The organism is Roseivirga pacifica (assembly GCF_900111145.1).
GTDB lineage: Bacteria > Bacteroidota > Bacteroidia > Cytophagales > Cyclobacteriaceae > Roseivirga > Roseivirga pacifica.
Genome location: NZ_FOIR01000001.1, coordinates 164987 through 183779 on the forward strand (window position 1 = coordinate 164987; position 18793 = coordinate 183779).

General features: G+C 43.5%; 20 protein-coding genes. 14 read left to right on the forward strand and 6 right to left on the reverse strand.

Annotated elements, in window-relative coordinates; genetic code table 11:
- The first annotated feature begins 7 nt into the window (after positions 1-7).
- The 4 genes from BMW98_RS00745 to BMW98_RS00760 all read left to right on the forward strand — a co-directional run bounded on the left by BMW98_RS00745 (position 8) and on the right by BMW98_RS00760 (position 3157).
- Complete coding sequence (locus BMW98_RS00745) at positions 8-460, forward strand: hypothetical protein (RefSeq protein ID WP_090256478.1); 453 nt, start codon at positions 8-10, stop codon at positions 458-460.
- Between the two features lie 92 nt (positions 461-552).
- On the forward strand, positions 553-1467 hold the full coding sequence (locus tag BMW98_RS00750) for an OmpA family protein (RefSeq protein ID WP_090256479.1): 915 nt from the start codon (positions 553-555) through the stop codon (positions 1465-1467).
- 21 nt (positions 1468-1488) lie between these two features.
- Positions 1489-2436, forward strand: a complete 948-nt coding sequence (locus tag BMW98_RS00755) for a hypothetical protein (protein ID WP_090256480.1) — start codon at positions 1489-1491, stop codon at positions 2434-2436.
- A gap of 1 nt (position 2437) precedes the next feature.
- Complete coding sequence (locus BMW98_RS00760; protein WP_090256481.1) at positions 2438-3157, forward strand: hypothetical protein; 720 nt, start codon at positions 2438-2440, stop codon at positions 3155-3157.
- A gap of 46 nt (positions 3158-3203) precedes the next feature.
- On the opposite strand, the gene BMW98_RS00765 is transcribed toward BMW98_RS00760, so the two are convergent.
- From BMW98_RS00765 to BMW98_RS00785, 5 genes are all read right to left on the reverse strand, one after another.
- Entirely contained in the window at positions 3204-4178 is a 975-nt protein-coding gene (locus tag BMW98_RS00765; RefSeq protein WP_090256482.1) for a YpdA family putative bacillithiol disulfide reductase, read from the reverse strand.
- Between the two features lie 67 nt (positions 4179-4245).
- Entirely contained in the window at positions 4246-4851 is a 606-nt protein-coding gene (locus BMW98_RS00770) for a TetR/AcrR family transcriptional regulator (protein WP_162844630.1), read from the reverse strand.
- A 114-nt stretch (positions 4852-4965) separates the two neighbouring features.
- Positions 4966-5718 carry an SDR family oxidoreductase gene (locus tag BMW98_RS00775; protein WP_090256484.1) on the reverse strand — a complete coding sequence of 251 codons (753 nt, stop codon included), beginning with the start codon at positions 5716-5718 and terminating at the stop codon, positions 4966-4968.
- A gap of 72 nt (positions 5719-5790) precedes the next feature.
- A complete protein-coding gene (locus tag BMW98_RS00780) occupies positions 5791-6132 on the reverse strand; it encodes a potassium channel family protein (RefSeq protein ID WP_090256485.1) in 342 nt (113 codons plus the stop codon).
- Positions 6133-6144: 12 nt separating this feature from the next.
- The gene (locus BMW98_RS00785) at positions 6145-7383 is read right to left on the reverse strand and encodes a M28 family peptidase (RefSeq protein WP_090258168.1); all 1239 of its coding nucleotides are present in this window, start codon (positions 7381-7383) and stop codon (positions 6145-6147) included.
- Between the two features lie 72 nt (positions 7384-7455).
- On the opposite strand from BMW98_RS00785, the gene BMW98_RS00790 reads away from it, so the two are divergent.
- Complete coding sequence (locus BMW98_RS00790; RefSeq protein WP_090256486.1) at positions 7456-8556, forward strand: TolB family protein; 1101 nt, start codon at positions 7456-7458, stop codon at positions 8554-8556.
- Between the two features lie 141 nt (positions 8557-8697).
- Here the strand turns inward: BMW98_RS00790 and BMW98_RS00795 are convergent, their stop codons facing one another.
- A complete protein-coding gene (locus BMW98_RS00795) occupies positions 8698-9591 on the reverse strand; it encodes a formylglycine-generating enzyme family protein (RefSeq protein WP_090256488.1) in 894 nt (297 codons plus the stop codon).
- Between the two features lie 15 nt (positions 9592-9606).
- Between BMW98_RS00795 and BMW98_RS00800 the strand changes: the two genes are divergently transcribed.
- The 9 genes from BMW98_RS00800 to argH all read left to right on the forward strand — a co-directional run bounded on the left by BMW98_RS00800 (position 9607) and on the right by argH (position 18715).
- Positions 9607-10032, forward strand: a complete 426-nt coding sequence (locus tag BMW98_RS00800; protein WP_090256489.1) for a hypothetical protein — start codon at positions 9607-9609, stop codon at positions 10030-10032.
- Between the two features lie 353 nt (positions 10033-10385).
- Positions 10386-11105, forward strand: coding sequence for a GNAT family N-acetyltransferase (locus BMW98_RS00805; protein WP_394802200.1), 720 nt, complete (start codon positions 10386-10388; stop codon positions 11103-11105).
- Positions 11095-12291, forward strand: coding sequence for an argininosuccinate synthase (locus tag BMW98_RS00810; protein ID WP_090256490.1), 1197 nt, complete (start codon positions 11095-11097; stop codon positions 12289-12291). Before BMW98_RS00805 ends, BMW98_RS00810 begins: the two co-directional genes overlap by 11 nt.
- On the forward strand, positions 12288-13241 hold the full coding sequence (gene argC, locus BMW98_RS00815) for an N-acetyl-gamma-glutamyl-phosphate reductase (RefSeq protein ID WP_090256491.1): 954 nt from the start codon (positions 12288-12290) through the stop codon (positions 13239-13241). Before BMW98_RS00810 ends, argC begins: the two co-directional genes overlap by 4 nt.
- A gap of 136 nt (positions 13242-13377) precedes the next feature.
- Complete coding sequence (locus tag BMW98_RS00820) at positions 13378-14508, forward strand: aspartate aminotransferase family protein (RefSeq protein WP_090256492.1); 1131 nt, start codon at positions 13378-13380, stop codon at positions 14506-14508.
- A 21-nt stretch (positions 14509-14529) separates the two neighbouring features.
- Positions 14530-15471 (forward strand): N-acetylornithine carbamoyltransferase, encoded by a 942-nt coding sequence (locus BMW98_RS00825; RefSeq protein WP_090256493.1) that lies wholly within the window; start codon positions 14530-14532, stop codon positions 15469-15471.
- Between the two features lie 37 nt (positions 15472-15508).
- A complete protein-coding gene (argB, locus tag BMW98_RS00830; protein WP_090256494.1) occupies positions 15509-16294 on the forward strand; it encodes an acetylglutamate kinase in 786 nt (261 codons plus the stop codon).
- Entirely contained in the window at positions 16294-17367 is a 1074-nt protein-coding gene (locus tag BMW98_RS00835) for a M20 family metallo-hydrolase (protein ID WP_090256496.1), read from the forward strand. The genes argB and BMW98_RS00835 overlap by 1 nt, the downstream gene beginning before the upstream one ends.
- Before the next feature lie 10 nt (positions 17368-17377).
- Complete coding sequence (argH, locus tag BMW98_RS00840; protein ID WP_090256497.1) at positions 17378-18715, forward strand: argininosuccinate lyase; 1338 nt, start codon at positions 17378-17380, stop codon at positions 18713-18715.
- Positions 18716-18793: the final 78 nt, after the last annotated feature.

Here is an 18793-nt window from a genome sequence, read left to right on the forward strand (position 1 = left end):
AAAATCAATGAGAAGATTAAATCAAAAATTTATAATGCTCGGCTTGGCTTTAGCAGTTTGGGCATGCAATGGAGGTGGTGATGAAGAACCTACAGCACAAGAGCTAGTAGTTGAAGCATTGGCAAAAACTTGGGAGATAGCCCCAGGAAGTAGTGTAGTATTTCAGGGGCTGGATGCTTCAGTTTTTTGGGCCGATTTCGAGCTGAGCTTTACAGACAGAAGGAACTTTACTGCTGTAGGCGTACCGAGCGGTTATAGTGATGTTTGGCCAGCCTCGGGAACTTTTACCTTTCCCGACCCTGACGACCCAAACTTGATAGAACGCAGCGATGGCGTCTTTATAAGGCTCGAGATAATTTCTGAGACTAAAGTTGACTTGGTTTTCGACCTTGAAGACTCTGGTGGAAACGCATTTGGAACAGGCGGAAGCTATAGGTTTTCGCTTGTTCCGAGTAGTTGATTGGTAGTTGAGAGTAGCCCCGCAAGGGGCTTTTTCTTTTCACTGTTCACATGTGTTTAGTAAATGGTATAAAGGTCTGAAAAACCAAACGCATGAGATCATTCCTATTAATCTGCCTATTGCTCTGTAGTCCTTTTTTAAATGCTCAGGAAGAGAAAGATCACCCGCTCTTTCCCGCCTTTGAAGGAGCCACAATTTATCAATATGAAGAAACATCGTTTGAGCCATATCGGCTAGTGACGAGCTCTGTTAACTCAACATATACCAGTTCCAAAGACAAGAAAACCGAAGGCCGGATTTTTAGAATATTCTATACCATGCCAACCGATAAAGCATCGGTTTATGAAGTGTTTACCAACTTTAAAAAGGCACTACAAACTAGTGAGGCGGAAACTATTTTTAGCTGCTATGGAGATGAATGCGGAGATATAGGTCTTTTCTGGAAAGCACTAGAACCTGCACGTTTTCAAATTCCGGTGTATTACGGAGAACGCTTTGCTTACCATGCTGCAAACTTTAGTAAAGATGGAAAGGCCTACTATGTAGCCATGGTTTTTGGCTACGGTTTGGGCGAACAGGGTTACGAAATTCATGTAGTGGAAGCCGAAGAAATGGAGCAAAAAGTTGATTTAAACACCCTTGAATCTGCTCTAAATGAGGAAGGGATGATTTCTGTGTATGGCATCACATTCGACACCGGTAGTGCGCAAATCAAGCCAGAGTCGGATAGCGTGCTAAAAGAAATTGCCAACTACCTAAAGAAGAACCCATCTGTAAACCTCTATGTAGTAGGCCATACGGATGATATTGGTGCAGTGGCTTCGAACCTCACACTTTCCCAGAATAGGTCGGCTGCTGTGGTCAAAAGGCTAACCAGCGAATTTGGTGTAAACAGAGCTCAACTCGAAAGTTCAGGCGTGGGGCCCTATGCCCCTGTAAGCAATAATACCTCGGAAGATGGACGAGCAAAAAACCGCAGAGTAGAGCTGGTAAAACGACTTAAATAAGATTAACCAAAACTCATAATTATGAAAAAGATCATATACCTGCTTTTGGCTGTAGTGATTTGTAGCACAGCTCTGGCACAGGAAAAAAAGAAAGACGAAGTAAAACGTAAGGCAAAGGAAAAATCTGAAAAACGTTTAGACGATAAGATTGATAAAACCATTGACGGAGGTCTTGATAAGATTGAGGGGCTTTTCAAGCGAAAAAAGAAAAAGAAGAAAGGCGCCAATTCCGAGGTGAATGACAGCACAGAAACCGTGGACATCTCTGAACTCATAGGATTAGGAACTGGTGGGCAAGAGATAGCCATTAAGCCGAGTTATCAATTCAACAGCAGCATGAAGAGCCAATTCAAATTTTACGATTTGAAGAAGAACAAAGAAGTAGGTACCATTTTCTACGAATACTTCTTTAGCCAAAATGATTACATCGGAATGAAGTTTATGGATGAAGAGGGTGGTCTAGGCGAAGCTTTCAACCTAATGATTATTGATGGTGAGCAGAGCATCAACTTTATGGAAAACGAAGGCTCAAAAATGGCCACCGGCTTCAATATGAATGAGGCCATAGGTATGGACGAGGCCACAGAAGAGGACTGGATGTCATCAGCCCAGTTAAAACAAACTGGTAAAACCAAGCAAGTTGCTGGCTATGAATGCAATGAGTATGTACTGGAAGATGAGACCGCAAACAGAAAAATGACGTTTTGGGTAGCGCCTACCCTAAGCCAATTAGCCAATCAAATGGGCAACATGTATAAGGGAATGCAGGGTAAAGGGGCAACCATGAGCGGTAATCCCTTTGCACGTGCCGAAGGTGGAATGGTACTCGAAATGCACATGATTGACAAAAAAGACAACATGGCCATGACAATGACCACACATGAAGTGAACCCTGCGCTAAGCTATACTTTCAACACCGAAGGTTACCAAGTTTTTAACATGTCTCAATACGCGCCAAACGGTAATTAATATGATAAAGGCAGTTCAATTAGCAATACTCTTGGCCGTATCGACATGCGGTGGCCGTACAGAAAATGCAGCTATTGGTCATGTTGTTACAGTGTCAAACGGCAAGTGCCTTGAGGAAAGAATCAATTTCCCGAGTAAATTATTGACCGAGCAAATGGTACTTAACCTTGTAGATACGGAAGGAAAAGAGCTGGAAGTAAACGGTAGTGATAATAATAAGCGTACCGAATGGAATAGCAGGGATTATGCCTGGGACACTGGGAGAAAAGGCAGTTTTCAAGGAATGGAGCTTCCACTTATGAACTCCATTTCACTGTATAGTATGGAGATTATTAAAGCTGAGGATCCTATTGAGAATTTTAAAACGACTTACAAAATACTAACAGATGAAGAACGTGAAAAATTAATGATTCAATTGAGAGAGGGCTTAAAAGCTAAGCTAGATGCTGGCGAAATTACTGAAGAGCAGTACGACATGTCGCAGGGATTTACTGGAGTTTTTGCCAAACTTAATTATCAAAACATTGATGAAAAAGTGGGTGATATTGCTATTTGGGATGCGACACGAACAAAAATTAGCCCTGTCTCTATGGGTGCATTAGTTGTACAGTATGGCAAGGTGAGATTTAGAATAAATGTAGATGTTGGTGGTGAGAATGACGAGGCCAGTAAAGCCTTGGCCATTAAGGTAGCCCAAAGCATCATAGCAAGTTGTGATTAGCTAGGTTTAGGTGAAAGGTAGGGCTCATTTTTGAGCCTTACTTACCTTAAGCCTTATCCGGAACAGCCGCAGTAATGGCGTTAATAATCATTTCGGAATGTACCCTTGTGTTTTCAATAAATAACTTACTGGTTTGAAGTCCCGAATTGATCACACCAGCGACATATACGCCATTCAAAGGAGTTTCTAAAGTCGCTTCATTGTGAATAGGCGCTTTGTTTTCATCCTTACTTATTGGCAAACCTAGTTTTTCGAACAAGGCATAATTTGGTTTGTAGCCTGTCATGGCCAAAACAAAATCGTTTTCGAGGACTACTTCACCTTTTGGGGTATTTAGCACCACTTCTCCTTCCCTTATTTCGGCAACGGTCGTATTAAAATAGGCATTGATGGATCCCTCCTTAATACGGTTTTCAATATTTGGTCGAATCCAGTATTTCACTTTAGGGTAAATCTCTGCTTCGCGCACAGCCATGGTTACCTCGGCTCCTTTGTAGTATGTTTCTAGCGCTACATCGCAGGCAGAGTTAGCCGCGCCAATCACCAGTACTTTCTGGTCAACATACGGATGTGGATCATCGTAGAAATGCTTCACTTTTGGCAAATCCTCACCAGGAATATTAAGCATGCGAGGAGTATCGTAAAAACCAGTTGAAACAATTACGTTTTTGGTTTCGAATGTGCCTTTTGAGGTTGCCAAAGTATAACCATCTCCATTCGACTGCATGGCTTTTACTTCGGTATACAACTTTATGTTCAGGTCCCAGCTCTCCTGAACCCTCCTGAAATACTCTAGTGCTTCTTTTCTGGTAGGCTTATCACTATGTGCGATGAATGGCACACCACCAATTTCCAATAAATTCGAAGTGGAAAAGAATGTCATGTTGGTTGGGAAATTGTATAAAGAGTTAACCAACACCCCTTTCTCAAGTACAATGTAATTCAGGCCAGCCTTTTTGGCCTCGATGGCGCAGTTAAGCCCAATTGGGCCGCCACCTATTATTATTAAGTCGTATTGCAAAGCGTAAAATTTCTATCTACTAAACTAAATGAAATTGAATTCGAAAAGTTCGCTTTTGAGGCGATTCTTATGAATTCGTTTGATTAGAAGTATTCAGAAGAGTGGAGAGTGAAATGTCAGCAACAGCTTTCAGCTCCTCAATGGTGGTGTCTCCCTGCATAGAAACACGCAAACCCGTAACGGTATTATAAAGATATTTGGCTAAGGTCAGGCTGTCGGCCGCTGTGTTAAATTCGCCAGTTTCTTGCCCTTCTTGAATTATAGCGGAGAACACCTTCTCCATAGTCTCACGATTCTCCTTTACCATGCCACGCACATCTATGTCCTGATTGGCAAGCTCGGTGCAAGAGTTAACCACAAAGCAACCCTTTCTTTTCTCATCGTTTACCCCCTGTTCGATAGTGTTGTAGAGAAATGACTGAATGATTTCGCGAGCGGGTTTATCGCTGCGTATTTGGGCTAACAGCCAATGCGATGCATGTTGCCGGTAGCGCGCTAAAGAGGCCAGATACAATTGATGTTTATTGCCCCAAGTATCATAAATACTCGCACGGTTAATGCCAAGCCTATCCACCAAATCTTGAATAGAAGTGCCATTGTAACCCTTCTCCCAAAATAGGTTTAATGCTTTATCGAGTACTTGCTGTTCATCAAAGGCTTTTGTTCTGGCCATGGCAGTAAATTTAGGGAGCTTGAGGGAACTTATATTAAACGTCATTAGGAAAAATTAAGCGCGCTCACCTCAAGGCTCCACAATAAATTAACTGTTCGTTCCAGAATTACCAAACTAGATAGTGCCTAAGCCACCATCTACAAGTATTTCTTCACCCACAACGAACGAGGAATCTTCAGACGCTAAGAATAACGCAGCCTTAGCTACTTCATCAGCATTGCCAAAACGCTTAACTGGCACCATTTCCGTAAATGAAGTAGACATGCCTTTTTGTTCCTCTTCGCTCATGCCCATTTTACCGTAAATAGGTGTATCGATTGGTCCTGGGCTTACTACGTTAACACGAATCTTTCTCGGTACCAATTCCGATGACAGGGTTCTTGCAAAACTTCTAACTGCAGCTTTTGTAGCTGAGTAAATAGAGGCATTTGCAAAACCTTTATGTGCTACCAAAGAGGCGTTCAGGACAATGGATCCACCATCGTTCATAATTGGTAAAAGCTTCTGTATGGTAAAGAATAAGCCCTTTACGTTAATATCGAAATGAGCATTGTAGAATGCTTCATCTACACCTTCAATTGGTGCGAACCAAGCTACTCCAGCATTGGCAAATAGAATATCTATTTTACCATACTTGTCTTTCAATTGGCTAGCTAGTGTTTCAATTTCTTCCAACTTAGATGTGTCAGATTGAATCGCTTCAATGTTTTCCCCACCTATTTCGCTTACAGCTTGGTCCAAGGTTGATTGAGTACGCCCAGTGATGATCACTTTGGCTCCTTCTTGAATAAATGTTTTGGCCGAGGCCAGCCCAATACCGGTACTCCCCCCGGTAATTACGGCTACTTTGTTTTTGAGTTTGGTCATTATTATATATTAGAATGATTGTTCCAAAATTGAAATTGAGAAACTAGAACGTTCATTCTGAAATAAAGTTCCTTACTCTGATTTATTCTTTCCGAATGGGAAAATGGATGGTGCCTTTTGGCGCTCCTTTTTAAAGTGGTTATACACCGTATTGATAAAGGATAGAATTAAACCCAAACCAATAATAATGTAGAAGATAGTAAAGGCTTTGCCAATGTCGGTTTGAGGGGAGAAATCACCATAACCAATGGTAGTCAAAGTGATCATACAAAAATAGAGAGAATCAAGCCATGTCCATCCTTCAATGTAATGGTATACCACCATTCCAACGAGCAGTACCAAAGTAGAGCCTGCAAGCAGATTGCGATAGGCTCGGTCTTTGAGAAAACTCAGCAAGGTTTTGAAGAAGAACATGGCTTGAATTTACTAGAATTTAATTTCTGCTGTTTTCACGGCTTCGCCACGCTTAAATGCTACCATGGTTTGGTCGCCTTCTTCAAAGCCACTTAATGCACGCATGTAGCTCATCATGTCAACAATTGTAGAGTCGCCTAGCTTCACAACTATATCTCCTTTCTGCATGCCAGCAGCTGCGGCAGGTTTTCCTTCGCTTACTCCGTCAATACGCATGCCTTCACCATCAAAAAGATAGTCAGGTACTACACCCAAAGAGACGGTGAAGCGAGGAGAGTTAGCATTGTCTTGCTTGGTTTTAGTAAAAGCGATTTGCTCAGGGCTATCAACTGCCTCAATTAGTCTTTCGATGTAACGCACTACCGTAACAATGCCTTCATAGTTGATTTTGTCTGCATCATCAGTTGGGCGGTGGTAATCTTCATGCTGACCTGTGAAGAAATGTAGCACAGGAACGTCTTGCAAATAGAAGGAAGTGTGATCAGATGGCCCAACACCGGACTCAGAGGTTACGAGTTTCAAGCTATCAGACTTAACTTGCTCCAACGCATCGGGCCAAACAGGACTGGTACCCACGCCATTAATCGCTAACGTGTTTTCTTCGTTCAATCGGCCAACCATATCCATGTTGATCATGTAATTGGCTTTGGAAAGGTCGATAGTTGGGTTCTTCGAATAATAGTTTGATCCCCAAAGACCGTTTTCTTCCCCAGAAAATCCGATGAAAAGGAAGTTGGCGTCCACATCTTTCTTTTTCAGTATTCCAGCAAGCTGAATAAGCGCAGCGGTTCCACTGGCATTATCGTCAGCACCATTGTGTATGGCCACTTTGCCACGGTGTAACGAGCCTTCGCTACCATATCCCAGGTGATCGAAGTGAGCACCGATAATAATCGTTTTGTTGGCTTTGTTGTCTAAATATCCAACCACATTGCGGCCAGTAACGCCTTCTCCATCGGTGCCAATTACGGCTTCTTCATGCGGGTTGGTAGGTTTATTTACCGTGAATGGCTGAAAAAAGCCCTCGGTTCCTTTTGGCTTAAGCCCTTTCGCTTCAAAGCGTTTCGCAAGGTACTCAGCGGCTAATTGTTCTCCTTCGGTACCAATAGCACGGCCCTCGAGGTCGTCAGAAGCCAAATGGCCAATGTCTTCCATTAGCTCGGTTTTAATTTCTTTGTCGGTAGTATAATCGGTGCAGGAAAATGCAAATACGGCAACTGCATATAGAAAAAGTGATCGTGTTAGTTTCATAAGCGCAATGATATTCTTCTCAAAGATAATAATCATTAAATTCGCGCCTTTAATTATTTGATTGCTAATTCCATGAGATACCTGATCCTACTTTTTATTGCTGTGCTTTTTAGCTGCTCTAACGGCAAGCAAACCACGCAAACCGAAGCCCGTTCTGCAACGGATTCTTTGCTACTTCACCCAGAAGAGATGAAGTACTTTAAAAACATTAAGCAGCTTACTTTTGGCGGAAACAATGCGGAGGCCTATTGGAGTTTTGACGATACGCACTTGGTATTTCAATCGGATTATGCTGAATGGGGCGTAAACTGCGATCAGATTTTTATTACCGATTGGCGCAATGATGACCTGAAGAATAATAGACCACAAATGGTAAGTACTGGTTTGGGAAGAACCACATGTTCGTACTACCTGCCGGGCAACCAAACCATCGTTTACGGCTCTACTCACCTAGGTGGCGAAAACTGCCCTCCAGTACCTGAGCGCAGAACTGATGGCAAATACGTTTGGCCAATCTACGAGTCATTCGACATTTTTACGGCCGACCTTGAGGGCAACATCCAAGCGCAACTGACCAACAAGCCAGGTTATGATGCCGAGGCCACCGTTTCTCCGAAGGGCGACAAAATGGTGTTTACCTCTATGAGAACTGGTGATCTGGAGCTTTATACCATGAATATTGATGGCACGGACGTAAAACAAATTACTTCTGATTTGGGCTATGACGGTGGTGCTTTCTTTTCGCCTGATGGAGAGAAGTTGATTTGGAGAGCTTCGCGACCAAAAACCGATGAGGAAATTAAGGAATACAAAGACCTTTTGGCCGAAGGTTTAGTAATGCCAACGCAAATGGAACTGTATGTGGCCAATGCCGATGGTTCTGATGCGAAGAAAATTACGGACTTAGGGCAAGCCAACTGGGCACCGTTCTTCCACCCATCTGGTGAGAAGATCATTTTTGCGAGCAATCATAAATCGGAACGCGGTTTTCCTTTCAACCTATACATGATCAATATTGACGGAACCGGTTTGACGAGAATTACACATGACGAAACCTTTGATGCCTTCCCTGTTTTCTCGAATGACGGTAAGTACATCGTATTCTCTTCTAATAGAAACAATGGTGGAACAAGGGACACCAACCTATTCGTAGCTGAATGGATTGGAGGCTGATACTCCACAAGCTTTAACTAAGATTTAATTTCCTAAAGGGATAGGCAGTCTATGCTGTCTTTCCCCTTAGGGTAAATTTTCTGATGGAAACTTGAATTCCTACTTTCCTAAGTAAGAGCCATTTGGCAGGTTCTGCGTTTTTTACTCTTCTATAACTTCCATTACTAGCCTAAAACCAGTATAAAAATTAGGTTTGGTAAAAGCCTGGCGGGTTGATATTTGAGCCCAATAGCCTGTTTGTGCAAAGCTTCCGCCTTTAGCCGTTATATCTTCTCTGCTCTCAATAAAATTCGTGGTCGTTAGTTCGCTCACGTTGCCCGCCATATCGTAAATTCCGTAGTTGTTGGCAGGGTATGAGGCAATTCTGGCTGCATTAGCCATTTCCGGAGCTATTTGCTGTACGTCAACTTTGTATTCTTCTTCATCCAAGTAGTTCACAATGGCAGTTTCCGGATAGCGCAAGTAATTACAAAGCGCTTGTCCTTTGGCATTTCTGAGGTAAGGGCCACCCCAAGGAAAAACCGCAGTGTTTTGACCTCCCTTGGCAGCAACCGTCCATTGTTGCTCATTCGGCAAACTAAACTTTACCCTTTTAAAAGGTCGCTTTTCTATAGTATGGTAAATTTTGGTGAGCCAAGCTGCAAAAGCTTGTGCATCGGCAAGGCTAACGTCAACCACGGGGAAGTTAGCAAAGCCAGGGTGTTCTCCGTAAGCTGTCCTTTCAGTGTTCTGAAAAGCCAGTTGTGTTTGACTCACTTTGCGCATCCTTTCTTGCTTCTCGCTACCTGTTAAGCTCATCAAAAATTCGTTATACATGGCGTTGGTTACTTCGAATTTTGCCATGTAAAAAGCATCATTACTTACCGTGGTGCCCTTGGTGCCATCTTTTACCTGACTGGCCTCTGGTATATAAGCCCAGTAGTCCTTATCGGCTACGGCCGGAATTTTACTGGCTTTCTTAATTTGTGCTTGAGCCGATGTAGCTAAAAACAGTACGAGTATTGAAAAGCTTGCTAGCTTTGTGTTTAATGTCATGGTGAGGGTTTTTCAATGAAGTCTAAAAATATTCTTTTTCTTATTTCTGTAATAGTACAAATCACAATTATAGTAGCCTTGGCAACTGCACCAGCATGGTTTAGCCAACCTGTTGTGGGCAATGCAGGCATGCCTTGGGGCAACTTGCTCACTTGGGTGTTGCTCACCTTGTTTCCAAGCAACTTTTTATTGGTGAGAAGAAGTAGCCAGACAGGTACTGTGCCTCAAAAGTTCAACTATGGCTGCGCTTACTTAGGCTTTGCCCAAGGGTTGCTTTGGGGAATTGTAACCTATATGCTGGCTGGCAACTGGGCTGGTAACTTCGTGAATGATCCGGAAAGCGCTGAAATCTGGGAGCTTTACACCTACGTAACCGCGCTGCTGCCTTTTATCGGCTATTTCGGCATGCGCTTATTAATGATCTTTTTTAAAAAGGGTTAGTCCTTCTGCAGGGCATAGATTTTTGACAGTTTCTCTTTAGCTGAAATTGCTGCAATACGTTTGCATAATTATTTCAGTAAAAGCATTTGGAAATCTAATCTTTTTCTTTCCTTTGTTCCCTCAAATGAAAAACGCAGCAAGCATATCTTATAACCAAAGCACATCAATCCCGATGAGCTCAGTTGTTGCTGTTTTTAGGATTAGGCAAGATAGGCGCTAGTCGCCTACATACTTTATGTCCGCCTATGCGGTGGACTCATTACCCCAATTTTATATTTTATTTCAAGAAGTTTAATACTTCGTCAACACGAAAGCCAAAACGGCTGGTTAAATTTATTCCATAGCTGTTTTTGATGCGCAAGCACTTTCGTTGCGACACCAAACAAGACATGAATAATCAGTTTATCATACGAGCAGCCACACCAGATGATGTGCATTATGCTCAAACCATTGTAGACGAAATTGCTGACTCTGCCCGAGTGAGAGGAACCGGTATTGCCCGAAGAACTCCAGAGTATGTGGCCAAAAAAATTACCGAAGGTAAAGCGGTAATCGCCACAACCAAAGACGGCAAGTGGGCAGGTTTCTGTTACATAGAAGTATGGAGTCATGGACAATTTGTGGCCAACTCAGGGCTAATTGTAAATCCTGAGTACCGTGGTCACGGATTGGCAAAAGATATTAAGGCAGCCATTTTTAAGCTATCGCGAAAGAAGTTTCCTGAGGCTAAAATCTTTGGTTTAACTACCGGAGCCGCTGTGCTTAAAATCAACTCTGAACTGGGTTACAAACCTGTTATTTATTCAGAGCTTACCCAAGACGATGACTTTTGGGCTGGCTGCCAAACCTGCGTGAATTACGACATTCTGAAGGCAAAAAACCGTAGCAACTGTATTTGTACGGCTATGCTCTACAACCCTGCTTGGGAAAAAAACAGCAAACCCAAGCGCACTCAATGGACTGAACGAGAACTAGACAAAGATTTAAAACTCTTCGAGCGATGGATAAAATTCAAAAAGGCCATCATGCTGAAGCGAGAAGAACGAAAAAAAGAAAAGCAAAATGGAAAATAAGTCAGTAGTGCTGGCCTTTAGCGGAGGCCTAGACACCTCTTTCTGCGTAAAATATTTAGCCGAAGAAAAAGGCTACACCGTGCATGCCGTGTTGGTAAACACTGGTGGGTTCGATGCGGAAGAAATTAAAAGCATTGAGGAAAAGGCGAAAGCCTTGGGCGTTGCTTCATACAAAACGCTAGACGAAACCGCAGATTACTATAGCAAAGTGGTGAAGTACTTGGTTTTCGGTAATGTATTGAAAAATGGAGCATACCCGTTATCAGTAAGTGCTGAGCGTGTGAGTCAGGCCGTGGCCATTGCCAAGTACGCCAAAGCACTTGGTGTAAATGCCATTGCGCATGGCAGTACCGGTGCCGGCAACGACCAAGTTCGCTTCGATATGATCTTCCAAACATTTATGCCGAATGTGGAGATCATTACACCAATTCGCGATCTGAAATTGAGCCGTCAGGAAGAGATTGACTTTTTGAAAGACAAAGGCATTGAGTGGGACTTCTCTAAAGCAGAATACTCCATCAATAAAGGGCTTTGGGGAACATCTGTTGGCGGTAAGGAAACCCTCACCTCTAATGGGCAGCTGCCAGAGGCAGCTTGGCCAACCCAGGTTACCAAAACCAATGCTGAAGAACTAACACTTCACTTTGAACAAGGAGAACTAAAAGGGATTAATGATCAGGTATTTGAACAACCTTATGAGGCCATTCAGGCGCTTGAAAAACTTGCCGCTCCTTTCGGAATTGGCCGTGATATTCACGTTGGTGACACCATAATCGGCATTAAAGGCCGTGTGGGTTTTGAAGCTGCTGCCGCTATTCTAACCATTAAAGGCCACCAGGCGCTTGAAAAGCACGTGCTGAGCAAATGGCAAATCTACTGGAAGGATCAAGTATCTTCATTCTATGGCAACTGGTTGCACGAAGGCCAATACTTGGATCCTGTAATGCGCGACATGGAAGCTATGCTGGACAGTACGCAGCAATACGTAACGGGCAAAGTATTTATCACCCTGCTTCCATACAGATTCCAAATCAACGGAATTGAGTCTGAGCACGATTTGATGTCAGCTAAATTTGGCCACTATGGTGAAATGAACAATACATGGACAGGTGAAGATGTACGTGGTTTTGCGAAGATTTTCGGTAACCAAAACGCCATTTATCATCAACTGAACGACACGTTATGATCAAGGCAGGAATAATTGGTGGTGCAGGTTATACGGGCGGAGAACTTATTCGCCTTTTGCTAAACCACCCGCAGGTTGAGCTTACCCAGATTATTAGCAATAGCCAAGCTGGCTTGCCGGTAAATCAGGTGCACCAAGACCTTTTGGGCGAAACCGATATTTGCTTTAGCAAAGAATTGGACAAAACTGTAGATGTGGTCTTTCTCTGCATGGGGCATGGTGCTTCGAGCAAGTTTTTTGAAGAAAACGAGCTGCCGGAAAACACCAAAGTAATTGATTTAAGCCACGATTTTCGACTCGACCCTGAGAAGGTTTACGGCCTCCCTGAGTTGAACAAGGAAGCGATCAAATCGGCAAACTTTATCGCCAATCCGGGTTGTTTCGCAACGGCCATAGAGTTGGCGTTGCTTCCGCTGGCACACAATGGCATGCTTAAAGAAGTGCACGTTTCGGGCATTACCGGCTCTACAGGGGCAGGAATGAGCCCATCGGAAACCACCCACTTTAGCTGGAGAGACTCTAATATTTCTACCTATAAAGCTTTTACACACCAGCATTTAGACGAAATCCGTCAAACGCTAATGGTGTATCAGCCGTGGTTTGAGCAGCCAATTAATTTTGTCCCTTATCGTGGCAATTTCACCCGTGGTATTATGATTACGGCCTATCAATATTGCGAGTGGCCCTTGGAAGAAGCCGTTCGGGTTTATAAAGAATATTACGAAGACCACCCATTCACTTTTGTGACAGACAATGGCTTGGATCTTAAGCAAGTGGTAAACACCAATAAGTGTGTGATTCAGCTTGAAATGCACAACGGCTACCTTATGGTACAGTCGGTAATTGACAACCTATTGAAAGGAGCAAGCGGTCAGGCTGTTCAAAATATGAACCTCATGTTTGGCTTTGATGAGGATGAAGGATTAAAGTTAAAAGCTTCACGTTTTTAGGCCTCACCCCAACCCCTCTCCGTGGAGAGGGGGCACCTGCTAGATTCAGCAAAATGCGCTCATGCTAGCAGGCGGTTAAGTCTTCCCCCGTGGGGGAAGTTTTGGATGGGGGCTTTTAAACTTTAAATCAGTAAAAATGAAACTATTTGATGTATACCCGCTCTATCCTATAGAACCTGTAAAGGGTTCTGGCTCTTGGCTTTGGGATGAAAAGGGAGAAAAATATTTAGACCTTTACGGAGGCCACGCGGTGATTTCCATTGGGCATAATCACCCGCATTACAACGAAAGAATTACTGCCCAGTTAACCAAATTGGGTTTCTACTCAAATGCTGTTCAAAACAGCTTACAAGTAGCATTGGCCGAGAAGCTAGGTAAGCTGAGTGGCTATGATGATTATCAACTGTTTTTGTGTTCATCTGGTGCTGAAGCAAATGAAAACGCCCTAAAGTTGGCTTCTTTTGTAACAGGCAAAAAGAAGGTAATTGCTATGGAAAAGGGCTTTCATGGAAGAACCTCAGGCGCTGTAGCGGCTACCGATAACCCAAATATTGTAGCTCCTTTCAATGCCGGCCATGAAATTGTGTTTGTTCCAATGAATGATGCCGAAGCATTGGAAAAGGCTATGGATAACGAGGTGGCCGCCATCATTATTGAAGGCCTACAAGGCGTGGCAGGAATTTATGAGCCTACGGCAGAATATTTGGCATCGGCCAAATCGCTTTGTGAGTCTTTCGGGGCAAAACTCATTTTGGATGAGGTGCAATCTGGCGCAGGCCGAACTGGTCATTTCTTTGCCCATCAGTCAAGTGGTGTAACGCCAGACATTATTACCCTGGCTAAAGGTCTGGGGAATGGATTCCCTGTGGGAGCAGTTTTAATTGCCCCAGACATTGAGCCTAAACATGGTATGTTGGGCACAACTTTTGGCGGAAATCACTTAGCCTGTGCGGCCGCATTAGCCGTATTGGAAGTAATTGAGCAGGAGAAATTAATGGAAAACGCTGCCGATTTAGGTGAGTGGCTCATAGAAGAACTGGGCAAAGTTCCAGCCGTAAAAGAAGTGAGAGGCAAAGGACTTATGCTGGCCATAGAGCTTGCCCAACCAGTTGCAGAACTTAGAAAGAAACTGCTTTTCGATTACCATATTTTCACCGGATCAGCAGGTAATAAAAACACCTTAAGGCTTTTGCCTTCTCTGGCTGTAACCAAAGCAGAACTCACACCATTTATTAAAGCATTAAAGGAAGCACTAGCATCCGTTTAGCGGATAACGAAAACTAGCATTGTGAATAAATTTACTTCAGTACAAGACATCGAAAGCCTCCCCAGTTTGGTGGATCAGGCACTAAAATTCAAAGCAAATCAGTTCCACCCGAATGCTTATGCCGGCAAGAGTGTTGGCTTAGTATTCTTAAATCCTAGCCTGCGCACAAGGCTGAGCAGCTTAAAGGCAGCTAGAAACCTAGGCGCTGAGGCGGTAGTGCTCGACATTTCAAAAGATGGTTGGGCACTGGAGTTTGAAGACGGTAAGGTAATGGATGGCAACAAAGCCGAGCATATAAAAGAAGCCGCAGCCGTAATGGGACGCTACTTCGATGTGCTCGGAATTAGAACCTTTCCCGGTCTTGCCAATCGCGATGAAGACTACGCTGAAGAACTTTTGAACGCATTCATAAAATATGCTGGAGTACCAGTTGTGAGCCTAGAAAGTGCTACCCGACACCCGTTGCAAAGCTTGGCCGATGTGGTGAGCATTAAGGAAAAGTGGAATAAAACCGAAAAACCAAAAGTAGTGCTTACTTGGGCACCTCATGTTAAAGCATTGCCGCAGGCCGTTCCAAATTCTTTTGTGGAATGGATGAAGGTGGCCGATGTCGATTTGACCATAACACACCCTGAGGGCTACGACTTGGCCCAAGAATTTTCTGAAGGAGTGAACGTAACCTACAATCAGCAAGAGGCACTAAAAGATGCCGATTTTGTGTATGTTAAAAACTGGTCTTCCTACACGGATTATGGTAAAATTTTAAGCCAAAATGAGTCGTGGCGATTTAGCATGGAACACTTGGCCTTGACCAATAATGCAAAGATAATGCACTGCCTACCGGTTAGAAGGGGCGTGGTGATGGACGATGCTGTGCTCGATTCTCCGAACGCCATTCATCTGGATCAGGCAGAAAATCGCGTATATGCCGCACAAGCAGTTTTTAATGAATTGCTGAAATGACGATATTTCATGTTTTAGTGCAACTAATACTTTGTTGATGGAAAAACTGCATGTAGTTAAAATCGGAGGAAAAGTAGTCGATAACGAGGGTTCGTTAGAGAGTTTCCTAAAGTCATTCGTTAAGGTAAAAGGCAAGAAAGTACTTATTCATGGTGGCGGAAAAATTGCCACCCAGGTTGGGCTAAAGCTTGGCGTGCCTCCAAGAATGGAGAAAGGCCGTAGAATTACGGACCGCGATACTTTAGAGGTAGTAACCATGGTATACGGTGGCCTTGTAAACCGAAGAATTGTAGCCATGCTACAGGGAATGGGCGAGTCTGCTATTGGTCTCACTGGTGCTGATGCAAACCTTATTCAGGCAAAAATGCGTCCGAAACATCCAGTAGATTTTGGCTATGTGGGCGATATTGAAAAGGAATCGATCAATGTTGACATGGTGCAAAAAATACTCGATCTGGACCTGACATTGGTATTGCCAGCTCTTACGCATGACGGTATGGGCAATTTGCTCAACACTAATGCCGATACAATTGCAGCAACCTTTGCCATTGCCATGGCAGAACACTTTGATGTATCGCTCAATTTCTGTTTTGAAGAAAACGGTGTGCTTTCCGATTACTATAAAAAAACAGTGGTAAGCAAGTTAGACAGACCATTATACGAGCAGTACGAAAAGGATGGTGTGGTTTTTACGGGCATGCTACCCAAGCTTCAAAATGCATTCAATGCAAAAGAATCGGGCGTGAAAGAAGTGAAAATCGGACACTTCCAAAACTTGGAAGACCTAATGAATGACAACCAACAAGGGACCACAATTATCTAATGCAGGCAAACGAAGCGATAGCACTATTAAAACAACTGATTGAAACGCCTTCATTAAGTCGAGAGGAGGATAAAACGGCTGACATTCTGATGGCTTTCTTGGAAAGCAAAGGAGTGGTTGCGCACAGAAGTGGCAATAATGTCTGGGCAAAGAACAGCTACTTCGATATTAAAAAGCCAACAATTTTACTCAACTCTCACCACGATACAGTAAAGCCCAATGCTGGCTATACAAAGGATCCGTTTTCGGCTATTGTAGAAGATGGAAAGCTTTATGGCTTAGGCAGCAACGATGCTGGCGGATGCCTAGTCTCACTCCTCACCACCTTTGTCAACTTTTATCACCAACCAAAATTGGCGTACAACTTAGTATTTGCTGGTACGGCCGAAGAGGAAGTGAGCGGTAAAAATGGCGTGGCGAGCATATTAAAAGAATTGGAGCCCATTAATTTTGCCGTTGTGGGCGAACCAACGCTTATGCAAATGGCCGTAGCCGAAAAAGGCCTAATGGTGCTAGACTGTATAGCACATGGAAAGGCCGGACATGCTGCCAGAAATGAAGGGGTAAATGCCATTAGCGAAGCCATGAAAGACATTGATTGGTTTCACAAGCATCAGTTCGAAAAGGTATCCGAAACACTCGGGCCGATTAAAATGTCGGTAACGCAAATTGAAGCGGGCAGCCAGCACAACGTAGTACCAGACCAATGCAAATATGTAGTGGATGTACGCAGCACCGATGCCTATTCTAATGTGGAGTTGCTTGAATTGATCAAAGCTGGAGTAAAGTCCGAAGTGAACGCACGTTCCACTAGATTGAATCCATCTTCAATTCCGCAGGACCATCCAATTGTGAAGGCCGGGAAGAATTTGGGATTGAGCACATATGGCTCACCAACACTTTCGGATCAGGCGTTAATGCCTTATCCATCACTAAAAATTGGGCCGGGAGATTCGGCCAGATCACACACAGCAGACGAATACATTTATATAAAAGAAATTGAAGAAGGTATCGCTATCTATCAAAGCCTTTTGGGGCAGTTGTTAATGAGCGAAGGACCTTCAGCATCATAAAGAATAATCAATGAAACTCTGGGAGAAAGAAACGAAAGTAGCAGATATAGTTGAGCGTTTTACGGTCGGTCGCGATTTGGAATACGATATCCACTTGGCGCCATTCGATGTACTGGGTTCGCTTGCACACACCGAAATGCTCGCATCAATTGGCCTGCTTGAAGCGGATGAAAAAGAGACTATTCATAGGGAGCTTAAAGCCATATATAAAAGCATCGAAGCCGGTGAGTTTGAAATGCGCCCCGATGTGGAAGACATTCACTCTCAGGTAGAAATCATGCTAACCGAAAAGCTGGGAGATGTGGGCAAAAAGATTCACAGCGGCCGCTCGCGCAACGACCAAGTGCTTGTGGATTTAAAGCTGTTTATGCGTGCTGAAATTCAGGAATTGGTGGTTTTGACGGAAAAACTCTTTCAGCGAATGTCTGGATTGTCAGAAAAATACCAATCGGTATTAATTCCAGGCTATACACATATGCAAGTAGCTATGCCATCGTCATTTGGACTTTGGTTTGGCGCTTATGCAGAAGGTTTGGTAGATGATTTACGCATGCTCAAAGCAGCTTACGAAATAGTGAATAAGAACCCATTGGGTTCTGGGGCAGGCTTTGGCTCTTCTTTTCCTTTAGACAGAAAGCTAACCACTGAGCTCTTAGGTTTTGATGGATTGAATTACAATGTGGTATACGCCATGATGGGGCGTGGCAAAGCTGAAAAATCGCTTGCTATGGGCATGTCGGCCATAGCGGCTACGTTAGGCAAATTCTCTATGGATGTTTGTCTTTACATGGGGCAAGACTACGGCTTCCTAACTTTCCCTGATGAACTGACCACAGGCTCTAGCATTATGCCGCACAAAAAGAACCCCGATGTATTCGAGTTGATTCGCGGTAAATGCAACAGAATTCAAACCTTACCAAACGATATTGCCATGGTAATTAGCAACCTTCCTGTTGGTTACCATAGAGAAATGCAACTCTTGAAAGAACTCATTTTCCCTGCCTTGGAAGACTTAAAACAGTCACTATATGTCGCTGAATTTATGCTTGAGCAGATAATCATTAAAGAAGACCTAATTGAGCAACCAAAGTATAACTACCTATTTACTGTGGAGGAAGTAAACAGACTGGTGCTTTCTGGTGTGCCTTTCCGCGATGCTTACAAGCAAGTTGGTTTGGCGGTAGAACGAGGAGAATTCACTCCCGAGAGAACCGTAAACCATACCCACGCGGGCAGTATCGGTCAGCTCAATTTGGAAGAAATCGCTACAGAAATGAAATCCGTGATTGCCCAATTCAATTTCGATAAGGTTGAAAAGGCACTGAAGAGTTTAGTGGGGAATAGCTAATCTTTGCTATTCCTCTAAACAAGATTAATTAACAGTACAATTTCCATTATTGACAGTGACAAGAGTTTGGTTATAGCT

Coding starts and splice junctions, on each gene's coding strand:
- BMW98_RS00745 (WP_090256478.1), top strand. CDS start 8: ATGAGAAGATTAAATCAAAAATTTATAATGCTCGGCTTGGCTTTAGCA.
- BMW98_RS00750 (WP_090256479.1), top strand. CDS start 553: ATGAGATCATTCCTATTAATCTGCCTATTGCTCTGTAGTCCTTTTTTA.
- BMW98_RS00755 (WP_090256480.1), top strand. CDS start 1,489: ATGAAAAAGATCATATACCTGCTTTTGGCTGTAGTGATTTGTAGCACA.
- BMW98_RS00760 (WP_090256481.1), top strand. CDS start 2,438: ATGATAAAGGCAGTTCAATTAGCAATACTCTTGGCCGTATCGACATGC.
- BMW98_RS00770 (WP_162844630.1), bottom strand. CDS start 4,851: ATGGCCAGAACAAAAGCCTTTGATGAACAGCAAGTACTCGATAAAGCA.
- BMW98_RS00775 (WP_090256484.1), bottom strand. CDS start 5,718: ATGACCAAACTCAAAAACAAAGTAGCCGTAATTACCGGGGGGAGTACC.
- BMW98_RS00780 (WP_090256485.1), bottom strand. CDS start 6,132: ATGTTCTTCTTCAAAACCTTGCTGAGTTTTCTCAAAGACCGAGCCTAT.
- BMW98_RS00785 (WP_090258168.1), bottom strand. CDS start 7,383: ATGAAACTAACACGATCACTTTTTCTATATGCAGTTGCCGTATTTGCA.
- BMW98_RS00790 (WP_090256486.1), top strand. CDS start 7,456: ATGAGATACCTGATCCTACTTTTTATTGCTGTGCTTTTTAGCTGCTCT.
- BMW98_RS00795 (WP_090256488.1), bottom strand. CDS start 9,591: ATGACATTAAACACAAAGCTAGCAAGCTTTTCAATACTCGTACTGTTT.
- BMW98_RS00800 (WP_090256489.1), top strand. CDS start 9,607: ATGAAGTCTAAAAATATTCTTTTTCTTATTTCTGTAATAGTACAAATC.
- BMW98_RS00805 (WP_394802200.1), top strand. CDS start 10,386: ATGCGCAAGCACTTTCGTTGCGACACCAAACAAGACATGAATAATCAG.
- BMW98_RS00810 (WP_090256490.1), top strand. CDS start 11,095: ATGGAAAATAAGTCAGTAGTGCTGGCCTTTAGCGGAGGCCTAGACACC.
- argC (WP_090256491.1), top strand. CDS start 12,288: ATGATCAAGGCAGGAATAATTGGTGGTGCAGGTTATACGGGCGGAGAA.
- BMW98_RS00820 (WP_090256492.1), top strand. CDS start 13,378: ATGAAACTATTTGATGTATACCCGCTCTATCCTATAGAACCTGTAAAG.
- argB (WP_090256494.1), top strand. CDS start 15,509: ATGGAAAAACTGCATGTAGTTAAAATCGGAGGAAAAGTAGTCGATAAC.
- BMW98_RS00835 (WP_090256496.1), top strand. CDS start 16,294: ATGCAGGCAAACGAAGCGATAGCACTATTAAAACAACTGATTGAAACG.
- argH (WP_090256497.1), top strand. CDS start 17,378: ATGAAACTCTGGGAGAAAGAAACGAAAGTAGCAGATATAGTTGAGCGT.